The sequence below is a fragment of the Aeromonas sp. JL9 genome (genome assembly GCF_024436075.1).
Lineage (GTDB): Bacteria > Pseudomonadota > Gammaproteobacteria > Enterobacterales > Aeromonadaceae > Aeromonas > Aeromonas veronii.
Window position 1 is genome coordinate 142,079 of record NZ_JANFNV010000009.1, and the last position, 12,063, is coordinate 154,141.

At 60.6% G+C, this 12,063-nt stretch carries 10 protein-coding genes; 6 read left to right on the plus strand and 4 right to left on the minus strand.

The window, feature by feature from the left end:
- Positions 1–10: 10 nt before the first annotated feature.
- Positions 11–1,648 carry a peptide ABC transporter substrate-binding protein gene (locus tag NOM06_RS09550; RefSeq protein ID WP_162519699.1) on the minus strand — a complete coding sequence of 546 codons (1,638 nt, stop codon included), beginning with the start codon at positions 1,646–1,648 and terminating at the stop codon, positions 11–13.
- 156 nt (positions 1,649–1,804) lie between these two features.
- On the opposite strand from NOM06_RS09550, the gene NOM06_RS09555 reads away from it, so the two are divergent.
- Positions 1,805–2,704, plus strand: coding sequence for a DMT family transporter (locus NOM06_RS09555; RefSeq protein ID WP_255911303.1), 900 nt, complete (start codon positions 1,805–1,807; stop codon positions 2,702–2,704).
- 19 nt (positions 2,705–2,723) lie between these two features.
- Here NOM06_RS09555 and rsuA read toward each other — a convergent pair whose 3' ends face one another.
- Complete coding sequence (gene rsuA / locus NOM06_RS09560; protein ID WP_204478883.1) at positions 2,724–3,416, minus strand: 16S rRNA pseudouridine(516) synthase RsuA; 693 nt, start codon at positions 3,414–3,416, stop codon at positions 2,724–2,726.
- A 168-nt stretch (positions 3,417–3,584) separates the two neighbouring features.
- Here rsuA and NOM06_RS09565 point away from each other — a divergent pair, with 168 nt between their 5' ends.
- Positions 3,585–4,784 carry an HD-GYP domain-containing protein gene (locus tag NOM06_RS09565; protein ID WP_005350638.1) on the plus strand — a complete coding sequence of 400 codons (1,200 nt, stop codon included), beginning with the start codon at positions 3,585–3,587 and terminating at the stop codon, positions 4,782–4,784.
- An 18-nt stretch (positions 4,785–4,802) separates the two neighbouring features.
- Here the strand turns inward: NOM06_RS09565 and NOM06_RS09570 are convergent, their stop codons facing one another.
- Complete coding sequence (locus NOM06_RS09570; protein WP_005344504.1) at positions 4,803–4,982, minus strand: hypothetical protein; 180 nt, start codon at positions 4,980–4,982, stop codon at positions 4,803–4,805.
- 131 nt (positions 4,983–5,113) lie between these two features.
- Positions 5,114–5,767, minus strand: a complete 654-nt coding sequence (fsa, locus tag NOM06_RS09575) for a fructose-6-phosphate aldolase (RefSeq protein ID WP_040066153.1) — start codon at positions 5,765–5,767, stop codon at positions 5,114–5,116.
- Positions 5,768–5,895: 128 nt separating this feature from the next.
- Here fsa and NOM06_RS09580 point away from each other — a divergent pair, with 128 nt between their 5' ends.
- The 4 genes from NOM06_RS09580 to NOM06_RS09595 all read left to right on the plus strand — a co-directional run bounded on the left by NOM06_RS09580 (position 5,896) and on the right by NOM06_RS09595 (position 12,045).
- A complete protein-coding gene (locus NOM06_RS09580) occupies positions 5,896–6,792 on the plus strand; it encodes a glycyl-radical enzyme activating protein (protein ID WP_255911305.1) in 897 nt (298 codons plus the stop codon).
- 4 nt (positions 6,793–6,796) lie between these two features.
- Positions 6,797–9,229, plus strand: a complete 2,433-nt coding sequence (locus NOM06_RS09585) for a formate C-acetyltransferase/glycerol dehydratase family glycyl radical enzyme (protein WP_255911307.1) — start codon at positions 6,797–6,799, stop codon at positions 9,227–9,229.
- A 94-nt stretch (positions 9,230–9,323) separates the two neighbouring features.
- Positions 9,324–10,070, plus strand: coding sequence for a DNA-binding transcriptional regulator YciT (locus NOM06_RS09590; protein WP_255911309.1), 747 nt, complete (start codon positions 9,324–9,326; stop codon positions 10,068–10,070).
- Between the two features lie 127 nt (positions 10,071–10,197).
- Positions 10,198–12,045 (plus strand): extracellular solute-binding protein, encoded by a 1,848-nt coding sequence (locus NOM06_RS09595; RefSeq protein WP_255911311.1) that lies wholly within the window; start codon positions 10,198–10,200, stop codon positions 12,043–12,045.
- Positions 12,046–12,063: the final 18 nt, after the last annotated feature.

Here is a 12,063-nt window from a genome sequence, read left to right on the forward strand (position 1 = left end):
GAAATGCTCCTCACTGCGGGCTGAAATAGAGATCCTTGGTGGCAATCGTCCCTTTCAAATTCTGGCTGGGCAGCCCTCGCAGCGCGGGATCGACCAGTCTCATCTGATTGTAATGATACACGGGGAGGATCGGCGCCTCCTCAAGCAGCAACTGTTCGGCATGCCGGTAGAGTTCAACCCGGCTCGCGCTGTCCAGCGTGTTGGCAGCCTGCTCCAGCAACAGATCAAAGTCGGGATTGCAGTAGCCGCTCTCGTTGCGCAGATCCTGACAACGGAAGCTGCCCAGCATGGCAGACGGCTCCACGTAATCGCCAAACAGGAAGCTTCTGGCCACCTGGAAATCACCGCTATCCTTGGCCACCTGATAGGCCCCCCACTCCAGACTGTTGAGGGTGACCTGCACCCCCAGCTTCTGCCACATGGCAGCAATGGCCATCGCCATCTGCTTGTGGGTTTCTGCGCTGTTGTAGGTAATGCTCAGCTTGAGTGGATTGGCACTGTTATACCCGGCCGCAGACAGCAACGCTGCCGCTTTGGCCTGGCGGGTCGGCATATCTTCAAGCGCCACAGGCAATATCACCCGGGGGTAACCCGGCATCTCCGGCAACAGCGACCATGCCGCCTGTTCATCCTGCCCGCTCACCGATCCAATGAGCTGCTGTCGATCAACCGCCATGGAGAGCGCCTGACGCACCCGCACATCCTGCAGTTCGGGGCGCTTCAGATTGAACGCATAGAGATAGGTGCCGAACAGCGGCAAGCCCCAGAGCCGCTCCGGAGATTCGCGCTTCATCTTCTGGTAATAGCCGAGGGAGACCTTGTTGGTGAGCTGTATTTCACCAGCCTCATAGCGCAGCCGTTCGGCATGTTGCGAAGTGATAGGCAGATAGGTGACCCGTCCGATACGGGTGTGAAGGTCATCCCAGTAGTGGATATTGCGCTCGGCTTCGATCCGCTCGTTCGGCGTCCAGCTTGCCAGCCGGTACGCACCATTGCTCACCAGCTTGCCGGGCTCGGTCCACTGTTTGCCAAATTTGGCTATCGCCTTCTGATTGACTGGCACAAAGGGGCGCTGACTGATGAGCTGCAGGAAATAGGGAGCCGGCCGCTCCAGGGTGATTTTCAAAATCTGATCGCTTTGCGCTTCAATGCCCAGATTGCCGAGCTCCAGCGCACCAGCATAGATGGATTGCGCATTGTTGATCCCCGTCGCCAGCAGCAATCCGGCAGAAGGGGAGTTGATGGCCGGATCGAGCAGACGGCGCCAGGCATAGACAAAATCAGCGGCCACCAGCGGCTCGCCATTGGACCATTTCAGTTGAGGGCGCAGGAAGAATCGCCACTCCAGCCCATCTTCACTCACCTCCCAGCGCTGTGCCTGAGCAGGAACGATATTCCCCTGCCCATCATCACTGACCAGCCCTTCAAACAGATCGACCAGTACCGCCTCCCCCGGAAAACCGGAGCGCACCAGCGCCGGATCCAGCGACTCCGGCTCGGCACCGTTGCCCTTTACCAGGGTTTGCCGATCGGCAAGCAGGGGCTGCTGCTCAACGGTGGTGGCATGGGCCAGGGGCCCTGCCAGCACGGCAAGCAATAGCGGGGAGAGCCAGCGTTGCGCCAGCTTGGGGAAGAAACCATACCTCATGACAAAACCTCGAATAACACCACTGCAGGAGGGGAAGGCCGACGGCGCGCCTGATGAATGCCTGATGCCGCTCTTGTTATCCCCGAAAACGCCCCGTATTGTATCGGGCTTGCCCGGGAGATGGAGTCTTTCGGGTTAATTTTTTCAGGAGTTTTTATGGGTTATGAGTGGCTGGCCCTCGCGTCGGCCAGTTTATGGGCAATTGCAGCGCTAATTTCGGTCAAACCGGCCCGTCATCTCGGCGCATTTGCCTACAGTCGCTGGCGCATGTTTCTGGTGAGCCTGATGCTCGGCACCATGAGTCTGCTCACCGGTGGCTGGCAAACCCTCACCGCAAGCGCCCTGCCCCTGCTCGCCATCTCGGGGCTGGTCGGCATCTTCGTGGGCGATACGGCGCTGTTTGCCTGCATGAACCGGTTGGGGCCAAGACGCAGTGCCCTGCTCTTCTCCTGCCATGCGTTGTTTTCCGCCCTGCTTGGGCTCTGGCTCTTTAATGAACAGCTGACGGGCTGGCGACTGCTGGGGGCCATGCTGGTCTTTGCCGGCGTGATGTTGGCGATCCTGTTTGGCAGACGCAGTAGCAGCAACGAGTGGGAGCTGATCCGTGGCAATCTGGCGCTGGGAATTGGCCTTGGCCTGACGGCGGCACTGTGTCAAAGCGTGGGAGCCATCATCGCCAAGCCGGTGATGATGAGTGGTGAGGTGGATGCAGTGAGTGCATCGGGTATCCGGATGGGCAGTGCCATGCTGGCCCATTGCGTCCTTCGGCTGGGGCGCTTGCCGCTGGCCATGCCGCTCAAACCGGTCAATCGCCATATCCTCGCCATGATTGCCACCAACGGTTTTCTGGCGATGGGGCTGGGGATGACGCTGATCCTGATGGCGCTGCGGCAGGGCGAGGTGGGCATGGTGGCCATTCTCTCCTCTACCACGCCGGTACTGCTGCTGCCGCTGTTGTGGTGGCACTCGGGGGAGCGGCCATCCATTGCCGCCTGGGCGGGTGCACTGATTGCCACCCTGGGCACGGCGCTGGTGCTGGGTTTCAGCACTCACTGACACCCGGCACCATCCCAGATCAGAACAGGGCTATCTCCTCAGCGGTCAGCTCGCGGTATTCACCAGGGGCCAGCTCTTCGTCAAGCGTCAGGCCACCCACCCGTTCGCGATGCAAGCCAACGACCTTGTTGCCGATGGAGGCGAACATCCGCTTGACCTGATGGTACTTGCCTTCGTGGATAGTCAAGCGGGCCTCGCACTCACCGAGAATTTCCAGCTGGGCAGGACGGGTTTTATCGGCCTCGTTACGCAGGTAGACCCCTTCGGCGAACAGCTCGATTGCATCCGGGCTAACCGGATCGGCCAGCCAGACGTGATAGGTCTTGGCACACTCGTGGCGAGGCGAGGTGATGCGGTGGGACCATTGACCATCGTCGGTCACCAGCACCAGCCCCGTGGTATCGAGGTCGAGGCGACCCACTACGTGCAGCTTGCCCATCGCCGGTTCATCCATCAGGAAGAAGACGGTCGGGTGATCCGGATCCTCGTTGGAACAGACATAACCTTCCGGCTTGTGTAGCATGAAATAGCGGTTGCGCTGCTCCAGCGTCAGCAGCACGCCGTCAAACTCGATCTGGCTCTGCTCATTGATATGAAAGGCGGGCTGCTTGACCACAATGCCATCCACCATGACCTCACCCTGACGGATCAGTTTGCCTGCCAGCGAGCGGGTCAAATCGGAACAATCGCACAGAAATTTATCAAGCCGCATTCACAACCTCGGAGTCCAACAAGTAAAGGGGCGTCATTATATCGGGCGGGGGCGACAACGCCACTGTTAAGGGGTTGCCAATTATGACGAACTGGTCATCCGATGTTACACTTCTCCGGTGTGATCCATCCGAACGATACTCATAATAATAAGAGTCAGGAAGCCCTCATGAAGTCTCAAGCATCCTATCCCGTCATTCCCGTCAACCAGCTGAAACCCGGCATGTATGTCATTGCTATCGCCAGCCAGACAGGTGGGATGGAGATCGCCCAGATGGGCTTGGTGACCAGCGTGGCGCAAATTGCCAATCTGGTGCGTCAGGGGGTGCTCACGGTACGCATCGATCTGGCCCGCAGCAAGCTGGGCAGTGCCGAAAGTGACGCCGTTACCTCCCCCGACCTCAATGCCAACAGCGCCCAGGTAGGGCGCCGGGCCAGTGCCAACGGCGAAGGACGGGAGCTTAAAATCCGCCGCCTCTATCAGGAAGCGCGCGAGCTGCAAGGCAAGTTCATTCGCCATCTCAAGGCGGGTGAACCCATCGACATCACCCCGCTGGCCGAAGTCGCCGAAGAGATGGTGGACACCATGTTCACCCACGGCGATGCCATGCTCTGTCTGGCCCGTATTCGCGCCAAGGATGCCTACCTGATGGAGCACTCCATGAACGTGGCCATTCTGCTGGCCAACTTCGGTCGCTATCTGGGACTGGAGCGCAGCGTGCTCAAGGAGCTGACTCTGGGTGGCCTGCTGCACGATGTGGGCAAGATCATGACCCCGGACGAGGTGCTCCACAAACCGGGCAAGCTGACCGACGAGGAGTTCGCCATCATGCGCCAGCATGTGGTGCACAGTTACGAGATCCTCAGCAATACCCCGGGCATCACCCCCACCATGCTGGAGGTGGCCGCCAACCACCACGAGCGGCTCGATGGCTCCGGCTACCCGCAGCGACTGAAGGGGGAGCAGCTCTCTCTCTATACCCGGATGAGCGGCATCGTCGATGTCTATGATGCCATCACCGCGGATCGGGTCTACAAAGCAGGTATGCAGCCGACTCAGGCCTTCCGCATTCTGCTCAAGGGGATCAATCAGCACTTCGATGCCGAGCTGGTCACCAAGTTCATCAAGTGCATGGGGGTCTATCCGGTGGGAACCCTAGTACAGCTCTCAAACCAGCGCCTGGCTATCGTGATGCAGCGCAACGAGCAGCAGCCGCTCAAGCCGGTGGTCAAGGTGATCTATCACGCCACCCAGCGTCACTACCTCGACGTGCAGTGGCTGGATCTGGCCAAGTCAGGGGTGCAGGAGAGCATCGAAAACACGGTCGACCCCAAAGAGTTTGGCATCAACCTCGCCAACTTCTTCTAAATCTCTCACCTCGGATCTTCATGATTGGCGCTGGCTGTCGAGCCAGTGCCGGATCAGAAACTCCTCATCCAGCGGCGAGAGATCAAAACGCAGGCTGGCCTCTTCAATGGCGGCGATATCGTGCTGGTGGTGCTCGCTGAGCCAAAGGACCGCACGACGCAAATCTTCACCATGGGGGAGTAGCAGATGGTCGCTCATGGGATACCTCCGGTAGACTGCAGGGCGACCCGCGAACGTGGCCACCTCTTTCCAGTCTAGTCGGTCAATCCCCATCACCCGCGCTTCTTCACCCTCCCCCCTCAATCACTGCAATCAGCTTGTCACCGGGATCAGCGACCGAAAGCGCGCTGCCAATCCTGATCAAACTTCGCCAATGCCGCATCCACTGCCGGTACGTTCAGCAACTGCTCCGCCACATCGAGCGGCAAGGTGATCGATTGGCAACCGGCCAGCAGGCAGTCGAGCGCCTGACGGGGAGTGCGGAATGACGCCGCCAGCACCTTGCTGTTCGGTGCGTGCAGCGCAAGCAGCTGTTGCAACTCCTGCACGGTGGCAATGCCATCGCCCCCCTGGGCATCCAGCCGGTTCACGTAGGGCGCGACATATTCCGCCCCCGCCACCGCCGCCAGCCAACCCTGCAGCGGGGTATAGACAGCGGTGCCCAAAGTCGGCACACCGTTGGCGGTCAGGCTCTTGATGGCCGCCAGCCCCTCTGCGCATACCGGGATCTTGATCACCAGATCCGGGTCCAGCTCACGCAGGGCAAATGCCTCGCGCACCATCTCGGTTTCGGTTTTGGCCATCACCTGGGCAAACAGGCGCGCCTTGGGCCCCAGCACGTCGCGCAGGGCGGGCAGCAGCTCGCTCAGCGGCAATCCCCCGGCGGCGGTAATGGAAGGATTGGTGGTGACACCGGCCAACGGCAGGATCCGTGACCAGCGACGCACTGCCGCCACATCGGCGGTATCGAGATACAGCTCCATCTCTAACTCCTTAACGGGATGTTCAATATGTCGCCATTCTAGCGATAAAACATCTGCAAATAGCTTGATCGAAATCAAATCAACTTTCGAATGAAAGTAAATAGAATGCAAATACAAAAGGAGGCGGTATGATTTTCGACCTGCAACGATATTCAACTCACGATGGCCCCGGCATTCGCACCCTGGTGTTTCTCAAGGGGTGCTCGCTGGCCTGTCTGTGGTGTCAAAACCCGGAAAGCCGCTCTCCCAAGCCGGACATACTACTCGACCGGCGCCAGTGCATCGAGGGATGCCAGCTATGCAGCCAGGCTTGTCCGGCAATCTTGCGTGACAGCGAGGGCATCCAGCTCAGCCGTTCTGCCCTCAAGGCCGGCGATATGGAACGGCTGCGCGGCCTCTGCCCAAGCGAAGCGCTGCAGGTGTGCGGCCGCGATGAAACCCTGGACACCCTGATGGACACCATCTTGCGGGATCGCCCCTTCTTCGAGCGCAGCGGCGGTGGCGTCACCCTCTCCGGTGGCGAGCCGTTTATGCAGCCCGACTTTGCAGCGTCCCTGCTGGCCCGCTGCAAGGCCGAAGGGCTGCACACCGCGGTCGAGAGCTGCCTCCATGTGCCCTGGCACCAGATTGAGCCAAGTCTCCCCTCACTGGATCTGGTGCTGGCGGATCTCAAACACGTGGATAAAGAACGTTTCTTCAACTGGACCCGCGGCAAGGTGGAGCTACCAATAGCGAACCTCAAACGCCTCGCCGAGCACGGCGTGCCGATGCAGATCCGGGTGCCGCTCATTCCCGGCTTCAATGCCGACCGCGCATCGATCAGCGCCATCACCGACACCGCCGCCAGCCTCGGCACGGTGCAGGAGATCCACTTCCTCCCCTACCACACCTTAGGCGTGGGAAAATATGCCCTGCTGGATCTGCCCTATCAGGCGCCGGACACACCGCTCGACGATCTCGATTTACTCCACTTTGCCCATGCATACGCCCAACGTCAGGGGCTGACCCCTGTGACCAGAGGATAAGATCATGACCCAGCTCGACCTCAATACCCTCAGCCCGCGGATCTGCGCCCACAAAGAGAGCCTGATCCACATCGTTCAGCCACCGGTCTGCACCGAGCGTGCCCGCCACTACACCGAGGCCTATCAGGCTCATCTCGCCCGGCCGCTGCCGGTGCGCCGCGCGCTGGCGCTGGCTCATCACCTCAAGGAGCGCACCATCTGGATCAAGCACGACGAGCTTATCGTCGGCAATCAGGCCAGTCAGGTACGGGCGGCACCGCTGTTTCCCGAATACACGGTGAGTTGGATCGAGAAGGAGATCGACGAGCTGGCCGACCGTCCCGGCGCCGGTTTTGCGGTCAGCGAAACCGACAAGGCGATCATCCACGCCCTCACCCCCTTCTGGCGCGGCCAGACGGTGCAGGATCGCTGCTTCGGCCTCTTTACCGACGAGCAGAAAGCGCTGCTGGAGAGCGGCATCATCAAGGCCGAGGGCAACATGACCTCGGGGGATGCCCACCTCGCGGTCAACTATGAGGAGCTGCTCACGCTGGGTCTCGATGGCTTCAAGGCCAAGGTGGCCGAGCGGCGCAGTCGGCTGGATCTGGCGGATTGGGCCGATCTGCAGCGCGAGCAGTTCCTGCACGCCGTCGCCATCACTCTGGATGCGGTCAGCGCTCACATCTCACGCTACGCCGCACTTGCCCATGATATGGCAGCACAGGAATCTCGCCCCGAGCGCCGAAACGAGCTTGAGACCATCGCGCTCAACTGCGCCCACATCGCCCACCAGCCCCCCGAGACCTTCTGGCAAGCACTGCAGCTCTGCTACTTTATCCAGCTCATCCTGCAGATCGAATCCAACGGCCACTCGGTATCGTTTGGCCGGATGGATCAATACCTCTATCCCTGGTATCGCCGCGAGGTGGAATTGTCGGAATCCCTGCCTCGGACGCGCGCTATCGAACTGCTGCAAGGGTGCTGGCTCAAGTTGCTGGAGGTGAACAAGATCCGCTCCGGCACCCACTCCAAGGCCTCCGCCGGCAGCCCGCTCTACCAGAACGTCACTATCGGTGGCCAGAACTGGCGGGATGGCAGTGCCCATGATGCTGTCAACGGCCTCTCCTACGCGATTCTGGAGTCCTGCGGCCAGCTGCGATCCACCCAGCCCAACCTCTCGGTGCGCTACCATGCCGGGATGAGCGAGGATTTCCTCGACGCCTGCATTCAGGTGATCCGCTGCGGCTTCGGCATGCCCGCCTTCAACAACGACGAGGTGGTGATCCCCGAGTTCATCAAGCTCGGGGTGAGCTTGGAGGATGCCCACCACTACGCCGCCATAGGCTGCATCGAGACCGCCGTGCCCGGCAAGTGGGGCTACCGCTGCACCGGCATGAGCTTTATCAACTTCGCCCGCATCCTGCTGGCGGCGCTGGATGGCGGCCGCGATGCCACCACCGGCAAGGTATTCCTGCCCCAACCCCAGTCGCTGCGAGACGGGAGTTTTGGCAACTTTGACGAGGTGATGGCCCGCTGGGATGAGCAGGTGCGCTACTTCACCCGCAAATCCATCGAGATCGACTGCGTGGTCGACAGCGTGCTGGAGGCTCAAGCCCATGACATCCTCTGCAGCACCCTGGTGGATGACTGCATCGAGCGCGGCAAGACCATCAAGGAGGGGGGCGCCGTCTATGACTGGGTCTCCGGTCTGCAGGTGGGGATCGCCAACCTCGGCAACAGTCTGGCAGCCCTGAAGAAACTGGTGTTCGAGCAGGGTGTGGTGGATCAGCACGAGCTGGCTGCTGCACTGGAGCAAGACTTTGCCGGACTGGCGGGGGAGCAGTTGCGCCAGCGCCTCACCAACGCCGCCCCCAAATATGGCAACGATCTGGACGAGGTTGACCTCCTACTGGTGCAGGCCTACCAGAGCTACATCGACGAGCTCAAGGGGCTGCACAATACCCGCTTCGGCCGTGGCCCCATCGGCGGCACCTACTATGCCGGCACCTCCTCCATCTCCGCCAACGTGCCCTTCGGTGCCGCCACCATGGCCACCCCGGATGGTCGCCGTGCCCGCACGCCGCTGGCGGAAGGGGCCAGCCCCTCCTCGGGTTCGGATCGTCTCGGCCCGACGGCGGTGTTCAACTCCATCGGCAAGCTGCCCACGGCGGCCATCCTCGGCGGGGTGCTGCTCAACCAGAAGCTGAGCCCGGCGAGCCTTGAGAACGAGCGGGACAAGGCCAAACTGATGAGCCTACTGCGCACCTTCTTCGAGGTGCACAAGGGGTGGCACGTGCAGTACAACATCGTCTCGCGCGAGACCCTGCTGGCGGCCAAAGCCAATCCGGATCAGTACCGGGATCTGGTGGTACGGGTGGCGGGCTATTCGGCCTTCTTCACCGCCTTATCCCCGGATGCGCAAGATGATATCATCGCCCGCACCGAGCACAGTCTCTGACGGGGCGTACCCATGGCGCCAGTGACGTCATATGATTGGCAAGCCACCCCACGGGTGGCTTGCCGCTATCCAACACCTTCTATGTGAGCGCACCATGAATCCACGCCACCAACTGATCCTCACTCTGGTCCATCAGGCTCGCAAGATGAGCGTGAGTGAACTCTCCCGACACACAGGCGTGTCTGAGGTGACGGTGCGCAACGACCTCACCGCGCTGGAGAAACAGGGATTGCTCAGACGGGTACACGGCTCGGCCATGGCGCTGGAGACTGATGACCCCGATGCCCGGATGAACATCAACTACCTGCTCAAGGAGCGCCTCGCCGAGCGGGCCGCCCAGCTGGTGGAAGATGGCGAGACGGTCTTTATCGAGGGGGGCAGTGCCAACGCCATGCTGGCGCGCCATCTGGCCCTGCACAAACGGGTCACCATCATCACCATCAGCAGCTATATCGCCCATCTGCTCAAAGATACCCCGGCTCAGGTGGTGCTGCTCGGCGGGCTGTTCCAGCATCAGAGCGAGAGCGTGGTAGGGCCGCTCACGCGCCTCTGCATCGAGCAGGTGCACTTCTCCAAGGCCTTCATCGGGGTGGATGGCTTTCATCCCGAGATGGGTTTCACCGGCCGCGACATGATGCGGGCCGACGTGGTCAACAGCGTGCTGGCCAAGGGGATGACCAATGTGGTCATCACCGACAGCAGCAAATTTGGCGCCATCCACCCGAGCCAGCTCGGCGCACCGGGTCAGATCAACGTGCTGGTTACCGACGATGCCCTGCCCGCCCCCATGCGTGCGGCCATCGAGGCCAAGGGGATCACCCTGCACTGCGTTGCGGCCTAGGCCACCCGCTAATTCACGCTATTTCATTGACCTGACAGGATAAAATTTTCATGATGAGCCAGTCCCCATCGGGACTGACATCACCAGTGCGTGATCTGCAGGAAGCAGACTTCAGGAGAGCAAGGACATGCCATCGACCATCACCGCCGGGGAGCGCCGACTCTCCCCTATCATTCGCGCCACCGCCATCACCCTGGCCCTGTGCTGGAGCCCGTTTGGCTGGAGTGCCACGCTGCCTGCCGACTTGAAGTGGGAGAGCAACAACCAGGATCCTCTCTATGCCGATCCGGCCGCCAAACGCGGCGGCACCTTTCGCACCTTTATGACCAGCTTCCCCCTGACTTTGCGCAAATATGGCCCCGACTCCAACGGTGGCTTTGCCGGTTACGTGCGGGAAACCAACCTGCCTCTGCTGAGCACTCACCCCGTCACCGGCAACCCCATGCCGATGCTGGCAAACGAGTGGGCCTTCGGCGCCGACAACAAGACCCTCTATTTTCGCATCAATCCCAAGGCGCGCTGGTCAGACGGCCAACCGGTCACCGCCGATGACTGGCTCTTTACCCTCAAGATGATGCGCAGCAAAGAGATCAACGACCCCTGGTACAACAACTACTACAGCACCCAGATAGCAGACATCACCAAGTTTGATGATCACACCCTGGCCATCACCAGCGGCACCGAAAAGAGCCGCCAGGATCTGCTCGAATCACTGCCCATCAGCCCGGAGCCGAGCCACGCCATCAAGCTCACCGCCAACTGGGTCAAGGAGTACAACTGGAAGGTGTTGCCGGTCACCGGCCCCTATCAGATCGATCAGGTGAAAAAGGGCAAATCGGTCACCTTCAAACGGATTGAAAACTGGTGGGGGGATGACGAGCGCTACTTCCAGCATCGCTTCAATCCTGCGCGGATCGAGATCAAGGTGCTCAGGGATCTGAACATCGCCTGGCAGCACTTCCTGCGCGGCGATCTCGACACCTTTCCGCTGGTGATGCCCAACTGGTGGCACGACAAGACCAACACCGCCGAGTTCGAGAAGGGGTATATCGCGCGCACCTGGTTCTACAACCAGACCCCACAATCGCCAATGGGGCTCTATCTCAACACCGCCGATCCGCTGCTGAATAATCTCGATGTGCGGCTCGGGATCCAGCATGCCCTCAACCTCGACAAGATGCTCACCACCCTGCTGCGGGGGGATTACCAGCGACTCAACAGTTATGGCTCAGGTCAGGGTGAGTTTACCAACAGCGAGATCAAGGCCCGTCCGTTCGCTCCCAAACTGGCACGGGAATACTTTGCCAAAGCCGGTTTCAACAAAGTGGGGCCGCAGGGAATTTTGCAAAACGACAAGGGGCAGTCACTTACCCTCGCTATCACCTACACCACGGCGGAGCACGCCCAGCGGCTCACGCTGTTGCGGGAAGAGGCCAAGAAGGCGGGGCTTAATCTGGAGCTCAACCTGATGGATGCATCGGCCGGTTTCAAATCGATGCTGGAGAAAAAGCACCAGAGCGCCTGGATGGCCTGGGCGGGCAGCCGCTATCCCGCCTATTGGGAGTTCTTCCACAAGGTCAACGCCAACAAGCCCCAGACCAACAACATCATGAACATCGATGACGATGCCATCACGGCTCTGGTGGAGCAGTATGACAAGGAGTTCGACTTTGCCAAAAAGGCGGCCCTGTCACGGCAGATCCAGCAGCGGCTCTATGAACTGGCCAGCTTCGTGCCTGCGTATCAGGTGCCCTACACCCGGGAAGGGGCATGGCGCTGGATAAAACTGCCAAAAGTACCTGCAACGCCCAAGAGCGAGCAGCTCTACTGGCCCCTCGGTGGCGACAACAGCGGTTACAGCTATGGCGGTCTGCTATGGATTGATGAAGAGCTAAAATCCGAGACCAGGGCAGCCATGCGTATTCCGGCGAAGTTGAACAGCCATTCCGGCCAACGTGAACACCCTGATCCTTAACGCGCTCACGTCATCCCG